The sequence below is a fragment of the Streptomyces sp. NPDC026538 genome, assembly GCF_055567535.1.
The window spans coordinates 175,387-190,068 of the sequence record NZ_JBVHQG010000003.1 but is presented as its reverse complement, the minus strand read 5'-3'; the positions used below and the strand labels follow the sequence as shown (position 1 = coordinate 190,068).

14 protein-coding genes are annotated in these 14,682 nt (G+C 70.9%); 4 read left to right on the top strand and 10 right to left on the bottom strand.

Going from position 1 to position 14,682, the window contains the following annotated elements; all coding sequences use genetic code 11:
* Positions 1–6: 6 nt before the first annotated feature.
* From ACZ4N4_RS13995 to ACZ4N4_RS13955, 9 genes are all read right to left on the bottom strand, one after another.
* Positions 7–804 carry an HAD family hydrolase gene (locus ACZ4N4_RS13995; protein ID WP_453568355.1) on the bottom strand — a complete coding sequence of 266 codons (798 nt, stop codon included), beginning with the start codon at positions 802–804 and terminating at the stop codon, positions 7–9.
* Entirely contained in the window at positions 801–2,078 is a 1,278-nt protein-coding gene (gene serS, locus ACZ4N4_RS13990; RefSeq protein WP_453568353.1) for a serine--tRNA ligase, read from the bottom strand. The genes ACZ4N4_RS13995 and serS overlap by 4 nt, the downstream gene beginning before the upstream one ends.
* A 530-nt stretch (positions 2,079–2,608) precedes the next feature.
* The gene (gene pheA / locus ACZ4N4_RS13985; RefSeq protein WP_467588054.1) at positions 2,609–3,544 is read right to left on the bottom strand and encodes a prephenate dehydratase; all 936 of its coding nucleotides are present in this window, start codon (positions 3,542–3,544) and stop codon (positions 2,609–2,611) included.
* A gap of 99 nt (positions 3,545–3,643) precedes the next feature.
* On the bottom strand, positions 3,644–4,927 hold the full coding sequence (efeB, locus tag ACZ4N4_RS13980; protein ID WP_467588051.1) for an iron uptake transporter deferrochelatase/peroxidase subunit: 1,284 nt from the start codon (positions 4,925–4,927) through the stop codon (positions 3,644–3,646).
* A gap of 8 nt (positions 4,928–4,935) precedes the next feature.
* The gene (locus ACZ4N4_RS13975; RefSeq protein WP_467588049.1) at positions 4,936–7,008 is read right to left on the bottom strand and encodes a copper resistance CopC/CopD family protein; all 2,073 of its coding nucleotides are present in this window, start codon (positions 7,006–7,008) and stop codon (positions 4,936–4,938) included.
* 14 nt (positions 7,009–7,022) lie between these two features.
* A complete protein-coding gene (locus ACZ4N4_RS13970; protein WP_467589096.1) occupies positions 7,023–7,484 on the bottom strand; it encodes a copper chaperone PCu(A)C in 462 nt (153 codons plus the stop codon).
* Between the two features lie 62 nt (positions 7,485–7,546).
* Positions 7,547–8,200, bottom strand: coding sequence for an SCO family protein (locus ACZ4N4_RS13965; RefSeq protein WP_467588046.1), 654 nt, complete (start codon positions 8,198–8,200; stop codon positions 7,547–7,549).
* Between the two features lie 129 nt (positions 8,201–8,329).
* A complete protein-coding gene (locus tag ACZ4N4_RS13960) occupies positions 8,330–9,064 on the bottom strand; it encodes a YcnI family copper-binding membrane protein (RefSeq protein WP_467588043.1) in 735 nt (244 codons plus the stop codon).
* 162 nt (positions 9,065–9,226) lie between these two features.
* Positions 9,227–10,120, bottom strand: coding sequence for a hypothetical protein (locus ACZ4N4_RS13955; protein WP_467588040.1), 894 nt, complete (start codon positions 10,118–10,120; stop codon positions 9,227–9,229).
* Between the two features lie 240 nt (positions 10,121–10,360).
* On the opposite strand from ACZ4N4_RS13955, the gene ACZ4N4_RS13950 reads away from it, so the two are divergent.
* The 4 genes from ACZ4N4_RS13950 (at position 10,361) to ACZ4N4_RS13935 (ending at position 13,311) form a co-directional block, all read left to right on the top strand.
* Positions 10,361–10,810, top strand: coding sequence for an ATP-binding protein (locus tag ACZ4N4_RS13950; RefSeq protein WP_453568339.1), 450 nt, complete (start codon positions 10,361–10,363; stop codon positions 10,808–10,810).
* A gap of 38 nt (positions 10,811–10,848) precedes the next feature.
* Positions 10,849–11,424 (top strand): GNAT family N-acetyltransferase, encoded by a 576-nt coding sequence (locus ACZ4N4_RS13945; protein WP_467588036.1) that lies wholly within the window; start codon positions 10,849–10,851, stop codon positions 11,422–11,424.
* A 122-nt stretch (positions 11,425–11,546) separates the two neighbouring features.
* Positions 11,547–12,485: an intradiol ring-cleavage dioxygenase gene (locus ACZ4N4_RS13940; RefSeq protein ID WP_467588033.1), complete on the top strand. Its 939-nt coding sequence runs from the start codon at positions 11,547–11,549 to the stop codon at positions 12,483–12,485.
* Between the two features lie 10 nt (positions 12,486–12,495).
* Positions 12,496–13,311, top strand: coding sequence for a triphosphoribosyl-dephospho-CoA synthase (locus tag ACZ4N4_RS13935; RefSeq protein ID WP_467588030.1), 816 nt, complete (start codon positions 12,496–12,498; stop codon positions 13,309–13,311).
* A gap of 1 nt (position 13,312) precedes the next feature.
* Here the strand turns inward: ACZ4N4_RS13935 and pdxR are convergent, their stop codons facing one another.
* Entirely contained in the window at positions 13,313–14,677 is a 1,365-nt protein-coding gene (gene pdxR / locus ACZ4N4_RS13930; protein ID WP_467588027.1) for a MocR-like pyridoxine biosynthesis transcription factor PdxR, read from the bottom strand.
* Positions 14,678–14,682: the final 5 nt, after the last annotated feature.

Here is a 14,682-nt window from a genome sequence, read left to right as displayed (position 1 = left end):
GGCACCTCAGCCGAGCAGACGCTCCAGCACCACCGCGATGCCGTCCTCCTCGTTGGAGGACGTCACCTCGTCCGCCACAGCCTTCAGCTCCTCATGAGCGTTGGCCATGGCCACGCCCCGGGCCGCCCAGGCGAACATCGGGATGTCGTTCGGCATGTCGCCGAAGGCGATCGTGTCGGCGGACGTGAGGCCCAGCCGGCGCGCGGCCAGGGACAGGCCCGTCGCCTTCGAGAGACCGAGGGGGAGCAGCTCCACGATTCCCTCGCCCGCCATGGCCACCGTGACAAAGCCCCCGGCCGCCTGCCGTGCGGCCTCGGCCAGTTCGTCGTCGGACAGCTCCGGGTGCTGTATGTAGATCTTGTTCAGCGGGGCCGACCAGAGGTCGGCCGCGTCGGTGAAGGGGACCGACGGGAGATGGCCCCTCACCGCGTACCCCGGCCCGACCAGCACGTCGCCGTCGAGGCCGTCGCGGCTCGCGGCGAGGTACAGCGGGCCGACCTCCGCCTCGATCTTCGCCAGGGCGACCCCGGCCAGCTGACGGTCCAGCGTCACGGACGTCAGCAGGCGGTGCGACCCGGCGTCGTACACCTGCGCCCCCTGGGCGCAGACGGCGAGGCCGTCGTAGCCGAGGTCGTCGAGGATGTGCCGGGTCCAGGGGGCCCCGCGGCCGGTGACGACGATGTGCGCGGCGCCCGCCGCGGTGGCCGCGGCGAGCGCGTCACGGGTGCGCTGCGAGATCGACTCGTCGGGGCCGAGGAGCGTTCCGTCGAGGTCGGTGGCGATGAGCCCGTAGGGGAAGCTCACCGGGACACCGGCTCCAGGACCTCCCGGCCGCCCAGGTACGGGCGCAGCACCTCGGGGACCCGGACCGATCCGTCGGCCAGCTGGTGGTTCTCCAGGATGGCCACGATCGTGCGCGGTACGGCGCACAGCGTGCCGTTCAGCGTGGCCAGCGGCTTGACCTGCTTGCCGTCACGGACCCGGATCGACAGCCGGCGGGACTGGAACTCGGTGCAGTCGGACGTCGACGTCAGCTCGCGGTACTTGCCCTGCGTCGGGATCCACGCCTCGCAGTCGAACTTGCGGGCCGCGGAGGAGCCGAGGTCACCGGTGGCGACGTCGATCACGCGGAACGGCAGCTCCAGCGAGGTCAGCCACTGCTTCTCCCAGGCCAGCAGACGCTGGTGCTCCGCCTCCGAGTCCTCGGGGGCGACGTAGGAGAACATCTCGACCTTGTCGAACTGGTGGACGCGGAAGATGCCCTTGGTGTCCTTGCCGTGCGAACCGGCCTCGCGGCGGAAGCAGGGCGAGAAGCCGGCGTAGCGCAGCGGGAGCCGCTCGGCGTCGATGATCTCGTCCATGTGGTACGCGGCGAGCGCCACCTCGGACGTGCCGACCAGGTAGAGGTCGTCCTTGTCCAGGTGGTAGACGTCCTGGGCCGCCTGGCCGAGGAAGCCGGTGCCCGCCATGGACTGCGGCCGGACCAGTGCCGGGGTCAGCATCGGTGTGAAGCCGGCCTCGGTGGCCTGCGCGATCGCCGCGTTGACCAGCGCCAGCTCCAGGAGGGCGCCGACACCGGTCAGGAAGTAGAAGCGGGAGCCGGAGACCTTGGCGCCGCGCTCGACGTCGATCGCGCCGAGCAGCTGGCCCAGCTCCAGGTGGTCCTTGGGCTCGAAGCCCTCGGCACCGAAGTCACGGATCGTGCCGTGCTCCTCAAGCGTGACGAAGTCCTCCTCGCCGCCGACGGGCACGTCGGGGTGGACGAGGTTGCCGAGCCTGAGCAGCAGCTCCTGGGTCTCGGCGTCGGCCGCGTCGCGCTCGGCGTCGGCGGCCTTGACATCGGCGGCGAGCTGGCCGGCCTTCTTCAGCAGCTCGGCCTTCTCGTCCCCGGCGGCCTTGGGGATGAGCTTGCCGAGCTGCTTCTGCTCGTTGCGCAGCTCGTCGAAGCGGACGCCGGAGGACCTGCGCCGCTCATCGGCGGAGAGGAGGGCGTCGACGAGCGCGACGTCCTCTCCACGGGCGCGCTGGGACGCGCGCACACGGTCGGGGTCCTCACGGAGCAGGCGTAGGTCAATCACGGAGCCAAGGCTACCGGTGTGGGGTTGCCCCCCACTAATCACTATTGACCCGTGTTCCGAATCGCGGCTTACGTTCCGTTATGGGGGAATTGCCGAGCGTGTCAATAAAAAGTGTCTCACTCCCCGAGACGGGGCAGCCCTGCGGCCCGTGGTTGACTCGATTCCCTTGTGGAGAGCGGGACTTGGGGGCGGGGTTGTCCACAGGGATCCACACCCTCGCCAGAGTTATCCACAGGCTGTGTGGATGAGGTGTGGACTTCGGAATCGATCACTCCGGCCTCGGCGTGTGAAGAGAGGAATTCCCTGCCCAAACCTGGGCAACACCCACTTTCGAGTGGAAAGGCGTCGCTCCAAAAGATGAACCATGGGAAACGAGTGGACGAAGGGTGATGTGAGTGATCACCGGCCTGCCTGTGGGTTGTAGGCCGATTTGTCGACAGAGTCAGGTGTTGCTGTCGACTTGTCCCCAGGTCGAGTTGGGGACCTGTGGATAACCCCTGTGGATAACGTAGATGTGAACGTATGGCCGGTTAGAAACGGCCGTCCTGGCAGCGCGCCACCCAGTCGGAGGCCGCCATGAACTCCTCGTCCGACGTCCCCGGCCGCGTCGGTCCCACGGTCTCGCCCGGTTTGATGTCCGCCCGCGGGTACGAGCCGAGGAACCGGACCTGCCGGCAGATCCGCTTCAGCCCCATCAGGGCCTCCGCCACCCGGCGGTCGGAGATGTGTCCCTCGGCGTCGATGCAGAAGCAGTAGTTGCCGATGCCGGCGCCGGTGGGCCGGGACTGCAGCAGCATCAGGTTGATGCCCCGGGTGGCGAACTCGCCGAGCAGATCGCGCAGCCCGCCGGGGTGGTCGTCGTTCTGCCAGAGCACGACGGAGGTCTTGTCCGCGCCGGTCGGGGCCGCGGGCCGGGCCGGACGGCCGACCAGGACGAACCTGGTCTGCGCGTTCTTCGCGTCGTGGATCTCGGTCTCCAGGGCCTCCAGGCCGTACCGCTCGGCCGCGAACTCACCGGCGAACGCGGCGTCGTAGCGGCCCTCCTGCACCAGCCGGGCGCCGTCCGCGTTCGAGGCCGCGGACTCCCAGAGGGCGTCGGGGAGGTGGGCCCGCAGCCAGTTGCGGACCTGCGGCTGGGCGACCGGGTGCGCGGTCACCGTCTTGATCTCGGAGAGCTTGGTGCCCGGGCGGACCAGCAGCGCGAAGGTGATCGACAGCAGCACCTCGCGGTAGATCGTCAGCGGTTCGCCGGCGACCAGCTCGTCGAGGGTCGTGGTGACCCCGCCCTCGACGGAGTTCTCGATCGGCACGAAGGCGGCCTCGACCTCGCCGCCCCGCACCGCGTCCAGCGCCGACTGCACGGAGACGTAGGGGATCAGCTCCCGGGTGGCCGCCTCCGGAAGAGTGCGCAGGGCGACTTCGGTGAAGGTGCCTTCGGGACCGAGATACGCATAGCTCGCTGGCATGTCCCTCACCCTAATGGGCGCAGGGGAGCGCGGCTCGCTTGTCCCATCGGATCCACTCGACCGGGTGGTTTGAAACCCGGAAGCGCAACTCTCCGCGCCTCAGCCCTCCAGCAGCCGCTGCCCCACGTACTCCCCTTCGGTCGCCCCGCCCGGCACGGCGAACAGTCCGCTCGCCTCGTGCCGGATGTACTGCGAGAGCGCGTCTCCGCGGTCCAGCTTCCGCTGCACCGGCACGAACCCGCGCAGCGGATCCGCCTGCCAGCAGACGAAGAGCAGCCCCGCGTCCGGCGTTCCGTCGGCGTCGATGCCGTCGTGGTACGAGAACGGGCGCCGCAGGATGGCCGCGCCCCCGTTCTGGTCGGGCCGGGTGATCCGGGCATGGGCGTTGATCGGGACGACGTACTCGCCGTCGGCCCTGGCCTTCTCCAGGTCCATCGCCGTCGTCTCGGAGCCCCCGGACAGCGGTGCCCCGTTCGACTTCTTGCGCCCGATGACGTTCTCCTGGGCCGCGAGCGACAGCTTCTCCCAGTCGTCGAGGAGCATGCGGATCCGGCGTACGACGGCGTAGGAGCCGTTCGCCATCCAGGCCGGGTCGGTCGAACCGGAGGCCGGTACGAAGATCCGTTTGTCGAAGTCGGAGTCCGTCGGCTTCGGATTGCGCGTGCCGTCCAGCTGGCCCATGAGGTTGCGGGCCGTCATGGGGTGGCTGGTGGCGCCCGGGGTGCGGTTGAAGCCGTTCATCTGCCAGCGGACCCTGGCCGCGCTGCCCGCGTCCTTCTGGACGGCACGCAGCGCGTGGAAGGCGACCAGGGCGTCGTCGGCGCCGATCTGCACCCACAGGTCGCCGTTGCTGCGCGCCCTGTCGAGGTGGTCGGAGGAGAAGTCGGGCAGCGGGTCCAGGGCGGCGGGGCGCTGCTTCTCCAGGCCGGTGCGGGCGAAGAAGCTGTTGCCGAAGCCGAAGGTGACGGTCAGCGACGAGGGACCGGCGTCACGGGCCACATCCGTGTCGTCCTGGGTCATCGCCTCGCCCGCCATCAGCCGCTCGGCCGTCGTCGACCAGCGACGCAGCAGCGCGGCGGCCTCCTTCCGCCCCGCGCCCGCCGCCAGGTCGAAGGCGATGAGATGACCGCGCGCCTGGAGACCCTCGGTGATGCCGGGCTGATGTTTCCCGTGAAACATCGCCCGGTCGGAGCCCACGGTGCTGAGCGGGGTGGCCGGTGCGGGTGCGGCCGCGTAGCCGACGCCCGCGCCCGCCGCGCCGAGTACGAGTCCGGTGGCCCCGGCGGTGCCGAGCAGTGCGCGCCGGGTGACGCCTTGGGCCGGGGGAGCGGACGGGCTCTCCTCGGCGACCGGCGGACGAAGGGACTGGGACGGTTCAGCCATGGTGCGGTTCAGCCGATCTGCGCGTTCTTGGAGACGGTCACCTGGTCGATGTCGGAGGTCCGCACGGTCACGGAGATCTGCCAGTCGCCGGCCATGGGGATCTGTACTCCGTTGGCGGCCCAGTGGCCGGTGGTGACGTGGTCGGGGGTGACGGGAAGCGGCCCGATCTTCTTGGCGGCGAGCGTGAAGGCGACCTTCACCTCGGGGATGTCGAAGGCCCGGCCGTTGGGGCGCTGGACGTAGACGTGCATCTCGTTGCTGCCCACGGCCGCGGGGTCGAGGTCGACGCGGACGACGCCCTTGCCGTCCTTGCCGCCGGTGTCGAAGGACATGTCGAGGGTCAGCGCGCCCGAGGACGAGTTCGAGGCGGCGGACGAGGAGGAGGACGCCGCCGCGGCGGTGGCCTTGGCATCCTGCTCGGTGCGGCCCGGTTCGGTCTGCGTCAGCACGGTCGTGACCGCGAGCAGGGCGACGGCGACCCCGGCCTCGGCGAGCACCGAGCGGCGCAGGCCGAAGCGGTTGGGGTCGGCGTCGCGGACGCGCTTCTGCCGGGCGGCGTCCTTGGCGGCCTGCTGCCTGGCCAGTTGGGCGGCGCGGCCGGGGTCCGCGGAGTCGTCACCGGCGGAGCCTCCGCTGCCGGAGACGTTGGTGCCGGACGCGCCCGACATGCCGGACACGCCAGAAGCGGCGGACGCGCCGGAGGTGCCAGAAGCGGCGGAAACGGCGGACGTGCTGGACGCGCCGGACTTGACCGATGCCTCCTTCGTGGCGGCGGACGCCTTGACGGTCTCCTTCGCTTCCTCCGCATCGGTGACTTCCCCGACCGAGTCCTCCGTCTCCGTCACCGCCGTGTCCGCGAGCCGTCCCGTCCACCGCCGTGAGATGGACGCGATGCCGACCAGCAGCGCCACCAGCGCGATCTTGACCAGCAGCAGCTGCCCGTAGGCCGTGTCGGTGAACGCCGACCAGGAGCCGAGCTGGCGCCAGGACTGGTAGATGCCGGTGGCGACCAGTGCCACCACGCTTCCGAAAGCCACCTGGGAGAAGCGGTGTACCGCGGTGGAGCCGACGGGGTTGTCGGCCGGCGCCCGGTAGAGGGCGAACAGCAGGGCGGTCAGGCCGCCCAGCCAGGTGGCGACGGCGAGCAGATGGATGACGTCGACCGGCATCGCGATGCCCGGCTGGAGCCCGGTGGAGGCGTGCTCGGCCATGGCCCAGCTGGCCGCGAGCCCGGCGGCCACGACGGTGCCGCCGATGGCGAGCCCGAAGGTCAGGTCCCGCTTCTCCGCGCCCTCCTCACGCTTGTCGTAGGCCCCGAAGAGGACGGCGATGAACAGCGCGGCGGCCGCGAGCAGCAGCAGCCGGGAGATCAGGGCGGCGCCGGGTTTGGTCTGGAGGACCTGGCCGAGCAGGTTCAGGTCGAAGATGTCGCCGAAGCTGCCGGAGGTGGTGTACGAGCCGCGCAGCAGGAGCAGCCAGAGGGTGGCCGCGGTGAGCGTCAGCCAGCCGCCGACGACCAGCCGCTGCAGGGCCTGTACGCCGGCGCCGCGCTGCCAGCAGGCGAGCACGAAGGCGGCACCGCCGACGAGCACGATGTATCCGGCGTACGACATGTACCGCCCGAAGCCGTAGAGCCAGCCGACGACCCCGCCGCCCGCGTCCTGGTCCCCGACCGAGGCGACGGTCTTGGAGGGCGCGCCGACGGAGAAGGTGTAGGCACCGGCGACGGGGTGGCTGTCCGCCGAGACCACCTGCCAGGCGACGGTGTACGTGCCCTTGCCCAGCCCGCTCTTGAGCTGGACGCCGTAGGTCGTCCCGGTCAGGTTGTTCGGCTTGGCCACGTCGACCCGTTTGCCCGCGGGGTCGAGGACCCGGATCGAGTTGCTGTTCAGCGACACGTTCTCGGAGAACGTGAGCGAGACCTGGTCGGGTGCCTTCGGGACCACCACCCCCTGGGCGGGGTCGCTGCCGGTCAGCGCGGCGTGCGCGGAGGCCGGCCCGGCGCCGGCCAACAGCGCGCCGGTGACGGCGAGGAACAGCAGCACCAGCGTGCGCAGGCGGGGGGTGATGGTCCGCGTCAAGGTCGGTCCCTCCCTCAGTGTCCGGTCGACGGGTTGTACGTGGCGGACTTCACCGGCATCTCGACGGTGAGCGGACCGGATTCGGCGAACTTCAGCTTCAGGGTGATCGTGTCGCCCTGTTTCGGGCGGCGCTTCAGCTTCTCGAACATCAGATGGTTGCCACCGCTTTTGAACACGAGTTGACCGTGGGCGGGCACCTCGAAGGAGCTGACCTCCTCCATCGCCCCGCCGTTGGTCTCGTGCATGGTGACCTGACCGGCGGAGTCGCTGGTGACGGACGTCAGCTCGTCGTTGGTGGCGCCCTTGTTGGTGATCGTCAGGAAGCCGGCGGCCATGTCGGCGGAGACCGGCTGGGGCATGTAAGAGGCGCCGACCGAGAGTCCGGTTCCCGAGGAGCCCGAAGAATCCGAGCCGCCGCAGCCCGCCAGGACCAGCGCGCCGGCCAGGGCTATGCCGGTCGCGGCCACGCCGGTCAGGGCGAGCCGCCGCCCGGTCAGCGCCGGGCGGGGCAGTGCCGGGAGGCGCAGGGCCGGACGCCTCACGGGTTCTCCCCCTTGATCAGCTTGGGGAGGTCCTTGGTGTAGTCGTCGACGGTGGCGTTCTCGCCGTAGAGGACGTAACCGCCGTTGGTCTTCGGCGAGAACGCCAGGACCTGGGTGCCGTGCACCGAGACGGTCTTGCCGGTCTTCTTGTCCTTGTGGGTCGGCTCGATGGAGATGCCGATGGTGCGGGCGCCGGCCTGGATGGTGGAGAAGTCGCCGGTCAGGCCGATGAACTGGGAGTCGATGCCCTTGAGCCACTTGCCGAGTTCGGCCGGGGTGTCCCGGGCGGGGTCGGTGGTGACGAACACGACCCGCAGCTTGGCCTGGTCGGCCTTGGACAGCGCCTTCTTGGCGACCGCGAGGTTGTTCATGGTCAGCGGGCAGACGTCGGGGCAGTGCGTGTAGCCGAAGTAGATCAGCGTCGGCCTGCCCTTGGTCTCGGCGCGCAGGTCGTACTTCTTGCCGTGGGTGTCGGTGAGCACCAGATCAGGCTTCTGGAACGGCTGGTCCAGGACGGTCGCGGCCTTGTTCGAGGTGTCTCCGGCGACCACGGTCACGGGTGACTTGCTGTCGTCGCCGCTGCCGCAGGCGGAGAGGGTGAGAGTGGCGGCGGCGAGCAGCGCGGCCGCGGCGAACGTCTTCTTGCGCATAGGAAAATGTCCCAGATGTGAGAGATCCGGCGCGCGCCGGGGGCGTACGAGAGCTACCGGGGCGTACGAGAGCTGTCGGAGCCTCGACAGCCTCGCACGGCCCCCTGTGCGCGCTACGGACGTTTGAGCTCAGGCCTCGGAGCCGGCGGACCGGCGGCGGCCGGCGAGGACGCCGTAGGCGACCCCGGCGGCGCCGACCACGATGCCGACGACGCCGAGGACGCGGGCGGTGGTGTCACTGCCGCCCGAGGAGCCGGAGTCGTCGGAGGCCGTGGTCTCGGTCTTGGCCGCGGTGTCCTCGGCGGTGGTGGTCCCGTGGTGGTCGTCGGTGGCGGCGGACAGCGCGAGGGCCGGGGCCGGGTTCTCGGGCTCCTCCTGGCCCTTCTGCTGGACCTCGATCCAGCGGACGACCTCGTTGTCGGAGTACGTCTGGATCGCCTTGAAGACCAGTTCGTCGGTGTTCTCGGGCAGGGCGCCCACGGAGAGCGGGAACTTCTGGAAGTAGCCGGGTTCGATCCCCTTGTCCGCGGCGGTCCAGGTGACCTTGGTGACCGCCTCGGAGATCGTCTCGCCGTGCATCTCCATCGGCTTGGCCAGCTTGGACTTGGTGACCTCGACCTTCCAGCCGGCCATCGGCTGCGGCATCACGGAGGCCAGCGGGTGGTCGGCGGGGAAGTTGACCTCGAGCTTGGTGGTCGAGGCGTTGTCGCGTTCGTTGGGGACCTTGAAGTCGATGACCGCGTAACCGCCCTTGGCGGCGGTGCCCTCGGGCTGCACGCTGACGTGTGCGAACGCGGGCGAGGAGACGGCCAGGACGGCCGCGCCCGCGACGGCGGTGACGGCGGCGACACGGGAAGCCTTCATGGCACGGAAAGCCTTCATGGCAGGGAGCACTCCACTCTGAGTGAGTTCTGTCGTTGAGGGGGCGCGCGGGCAGCGGGAAGCGCGCACGCGCGCGTGCCGCGCGACGGCGGCAGGCCCCTCCGGATCCGGACAGATCCCGGGAAGTGCTCTGGTCGCGTCGCGTCAGGCGGCGAGAACGAGTACGGCGGCGGCCATGGGCGGCCCACGCCGGATCACGGAGTGCTGGAGTGCGACGGTGTGCGGCGCGGGCGGCTCGTCCCAGGTGTTGCGACGGCTGTGCGCGGGCGCCTCGGGTATGGCCATGAGCCCGGCGCACAGAGCGCACGCCAGCGCGAGCGCCCCGCGCAGCGAACGGACGAGCGCCCCTTCGGCGACCCCGTGCGCCGACAGCTCGATCAGCCGCAGCAACGCCAGGTCGCCCCGGCGCAGCAGCCATCCGGCGACGACGGCCGCGAGGAGGTGTCCGAGGAGCATGGGCACGGAGGGCAGCAGCGAGCCGGAGGCCCCGGTGACGTCCGCCGCATGGGCCGTGCCGCTCAGGCCCGCGGCCGAGTCGGGGGTGGAGGTGCTGAGATGCGCGTCGGAGAGGATCTTGTACGCGTGGGCGGGGCTGAGCTGCGCCGCCCCGGCCCCGCACACCAGCCGCGCGGCCCGCTCGACCAGCGAGGCGTCACTCGCCGACAGGGAGGTCAGGGAAGTCGTCGACAACATGCCCGGCATCGACGACATGGAAGTCGTCGACGACATGGACATCGAGCCGGCCGACATCGCCGCGCCGCCGTGCTGACCGAGCCCGAACAGCGTGTGCAGCGTGGTCTGCATGACCGCGAGCAGTGCCACGATCCCCGGCAGCGTGCGGGGCCGCCCGGTGAGCGGGGCGACGAGTGCCAGGGTGCCCAGGAAGCCCGCGCCGAGCGTCCACAGCGGAACGGTCGCGCAGGATGCCAGGGTGTGCCCCGCCGCGGCCAGTACGACACAGAGCGCGGCGAACACCGCGGCCCGCAGGAGCCGCAGTCCGCTTCCGGTGCGCGCCGCGCGCGGGTGGGGGGCGTTCATGGCGCGCTCATCATCGCACTGGGCCCGCACCCGCCATACGGCAGGTCCAACAGATTCGGTTACAGGTGAAAGGAGTGAAAGAACCGGAAGATCGTCCTTGCCGTGAACCGCCCACTCATACACCGAAACCTCCCAAGGCGCATCCCCCGGATGGGCGTTCTCACATCAACGGAGTGCTTACACCCGGGCACGGGTGGCAATAGGTATCGGTATGTCGAGCCGCGGCCAGGAGGCTGGAGCATGAGCATCTGGTGGTCACTCCATCTGCGGCGTGAGGCCGCGAGCGTCCCGCTCGCCCGGCGACTGCTGATCGGCACGATGGAGACGGCGGGCGTCGACCCCGAGATCTCCTACGACCTCTCCGTCGCCCTCAGTGAGGCCTGCGCGAACGCCGTGGAGCACGGCGGGGCGGGCCGCCCTTCGGAGGCCTACCGGGTCACCGCCTACCTGGACGGCGAGAAGTGCCGTATCGAAGTGGCCGATTCCGGCCCGGGGTTGGGCCCGGGGTTCGCCCGCACCCAGGAGATCAGACCCGCTCGCCTCGACGCCGAGCACGGCAGAGGGCTCTGTCTGATCAGAGAACTCGCCGATCACGTCCAGATCGGCAACAAGCCGGGTCGGGGCGGCACGGTGGTCAGCTTCGACAAGATCCTCAAGTGGACCAAAGATCCTTCCCTGCTTTCGGCATGACTCTCCCTCCTGCATAACCCGCGCGCTAGGGTGCGCGCATGATTCTCGAAAAGATTAAAGAAAAAGCAATCCGGCCCGGCGTGATATTGCGTCCCATTGCCGTGGGCGACGCGAAACCGCTGTCCGCCGCGTACGTCGGCAACCGAGAGCATCTCGAACCCTGGGAACCGCTCAGACCCGAGTCCTTCTTCACCGTCGAGGGCCAGACCGAACGCATCGATGGCCTGCTGCGACAGGCCGCGGACGGGATCATGGTCCCCTGGGTCATGGAGGCGGCCGAGGACCGCCGGATCGTCGGCGCGATCACTCTTTCCGGAATTTCCCTGGGTCCTTTCTGCAGTTCGTACGTCGGCTATTGGGTGGCCGGTGATCAACAGGGCCGCGGTCTGGCCAGCGCCGCCCTGGAGCGGGTCTGCGGGATCGCCCGGGATGTGCTGGGGCTCCACCGGATCGAGGCGTCCACCCTGATCGACAACACGACGTCGCAACGCGTACTGAAGAAATGCGGATTCGAGACCATCGGAGATGCGCCGCAGTATCTCCACATCAATGGAGAATGGCGGGACAGCCGGCTGTTCCAGCGGGTTCTGCACGATCGCGACCCGGCCCTGTGACGACGCCGGCCCCACCTCCGTGACCAGTGTTTTTCCGCCGAGTTCAGCTTCCTGGGCGTTCACAGCCGGTTGCCAGCCCCGGCCCATGCCTCTGACAAGCGGCCTTCCTACCTTCGTCGGCCATGACGGGAAACCACAAAGACACGTCGATCACCCGCCGCCGCGCCCTCGCGGTGTCCGGCGGCACGGTGGCGGCCGGCGGCCTCGCGGTCGCCGGCTTCCAGTCGGCCTTCGCCGATGCCGCCGGCACCGACACCGGCACCGACGCGGACGCCACGGCCACCGCGAGTTCCACCAGCAGTGAGTGCATGACGCTGATGAGCAGCGTCACGGAGGGCCCGTACTACCTCGATGGTGCCTTGGTGCGCAAGGACATCACCGAGGGCAAGGCCGGCGTCCCGCTCACCCTTCGCCTGACCGTCGTGGACGCCACCGACGGCTGCACCCCGGTCGAGGGCGCCGCGGTCGAGATCTGGCACTGCGACGCCTGGGGCTACTACTCCGGTTACACCACCGCCAACCCGGGCGGCTCCGCCCCCGCGGAGAGCGAGGAGGGCGACTCCGCCGACGACAACACCTATCTGCGCGGCTACCAGATCGCCAACGCCAACGGGGTCGTCAAGTTCGAGACGATCTTCCCCGGCTGGTACACCCCGCGCACCTGTCACATCCACGTGAAGGTGCACACGGGCGGCGAGAAGGAGGACGGCTCCTACGAGGGCGGCATCGTCAACTACACCGGCCAGCTGTTCTTCGCCGACGACATCGCCGAGGAGATCTTCACCCTCGCCCCCTACGCGAAGCACACCGGCAGCTACACCGTCCTCGCCGACGACATGGTCTACGACGGCGGCGGCGCCTCCAGCGGTCTGCTGACCCTGAAGGCCGTGCACAAGAAGGACCCTTCGAAGGGCTACAGGGGTTCCCTGACCCTGGGCATCGACCCGGACGCCGAGAACACGGGCGCCGGCAGCGGCGGCGGAGGCACCCCGCCCAGCGGCGCTCCGACGGGTACTCCGCCGAGCGACAGCGCCTCCCCTTCGGCCTCCCCCTCCTCGTAAGGTAAGGGACATGACAAGCCGCGAGGACGACGCGCTGGCGCAGGCCGCCGTGGCCGCGCTCACCGGTCAGCTGGCGCTGGCCCCGAAACCGGGGCTGCCCGACCCGCGTGACCGGGACGCCCGCAGCAGGCGCCGGGAGCACGACAGTCTGCGCTGGTCGGCCAGGGCGCTGGCGCCCGGCCTCGCGGCGATGGCCGCCTCCGCCCGCCGTACCGGTGAGGCCTCGCCGGTGCTGCGGGCGGAGCTGGGCGCGATCGGCCGGTCCACCGAGCACTCGGTCGGACTGGCCGGCGGCGGCCACAAGGGCGCCCTGTGGGCCCTCGGCCTCCTGGTCGCCGCGGCCGCCCTGGACCCCCGGGCCAAGGCCCGCGAGATCGCCGCCACGGCCCGCAGGATCGCCGCCTTCAACGACAAGGGCGCCCCCAAGCGCCCCTCCCGGGGTTCGTCGATCTCCGTCAAGTACGGCGCGGCCGGCGCCCGGGGCGAGGCCAGGGCCGGATTCCCGCACGTACGACGGGCGTTGGACGCACTGGCGACGGCCCGCACGGCGGGCGCCGCCGAGAACCAGGCGCGTCTGGACGCCCTGCTCACCGTGATGTCCACCCTCCAGGACACCGAACTCCTCTACACCGCGGGCCCCCTGGGCCTGCGCCACGTCCAGGCGGGCGCCCGCGACGTCCTGGAGGCGGGCGGTACGGCCACGGAGGCCGGCGCCGAGGCGCTGACGGCCCTGGACGCCGACCTGTACGAGCGCGGCTGGAGCCCGCGGGGCAGTGCGGGCCTGCTGGCCGGTGCCCTGTTCCTGGACGCCCTGCCGACACGCTGAGTCAGCCGTCGAGCACCTTGGCGAGTACCTCCAGGGCCTCCGGATAGAGCCACTCCCGGGGCGTCCCGTACCCGACGACCAGGCCCTGCGGCAGCCCCGCAGCACCGCCGGTGTGCCAGTGCTCCCCGAGGCCGCCCACCGCCAGCCCCGCGGCCGCCGCGCGGGCCAGCGTCTCCCGTTCGTCGGCCACCGAGACGAGCGCGTGCAGCCCGGCGGCGATCCCCCGCACGTTCCGGCCGGCGCCCAGCCGCCCCAGCAACTGGTCCCGGCGCCGTCGGTAGCGCAACCGGCACGCGCGCACGTGCCGGTCGTAGGCGTGGCTCTCGATCAGCTCGGCGAGCGCCAGCTGTCCGATGGACTCGGTGTGATGGTCGCTGTGCAGTTTGGCGTCGGCGACGGCGTCGACGAGATGCGGCGGCAGCACCATCCACCCGAGCCGCAGCGCGGGGCCCAGCGTCTTGGAAGCGGTCCCCAGATAGACGACCTGCCCCGGCGCCACCCCCTGCAGGGCGCCCACGGGCTGCCGGTCGTAGCGGAACTCCCCGTCGTAGTCGTCCTCGACGATCACCCCGCCACGTGCGCGCGCCCAGTCCACCACGGCCCGCCGCCGCTCCGGATGCAGGGTGACCCCGGTCGGATACTGATGAGCCGGGGTGAGGACGACCGCCGCCGCGTCGCCCAGCTCCGCCGCCCGTGCCCCCCGTTCGTCCACCCGCACCGGCACCACGGTCCCCCCGTTCCTCCGCACCACCTCCCGGTGGAACGGCAGCCCTGGGTCCTCCATGGCCACGGCGGCGCCGCCGCCCAGCACCCGCGTGAGCAGTGCGAGCCCCTGCACGTACCCCGAGGTGACCACGATCCGCTCCGGCGGCGCCACCACCCCACGGGCCCGCACCAGATACCCCGACAGCGCGGTCCGCAGCTCGATCCGCCCGCGCGGATCGCCGTAGTCGTACGCCAGGGAGGGCGCGCCGGCGATGGCCCGCCGCAGCGCCCGCAACCAGGCGGCCGCCGGGAACGCCCCGGCGTCCGGCCCGCCGGGCCGCAGATCGAAAAGCGGCGCACGCGCGCGTGCGGCCGCTTCGGGAGCGTCGGAGGCGGCGGAGGGAAGGGTGGCGACCCGGGTCCCGGACCCCTGCCGAGCGGTCAGATACCCCTCGGCGACCAGCTGGTCGTAGGCGGCCTTGGCGGTGCCCCGGGAGATGCCCAACTCGGCGGCCAGCCGCCGGGTGGCGGGCAAACGGGCCCCTGGCACCAGCCGCCCGACGCGAACGGCGTCCCGCAGGGCACGCTCCAGGCCAGCCCGTCGTCCGTCGCCGGTATCGCCTTCCAGACGCAGTTCGATACCACTCCAGAAGTCGTCCACTTGTA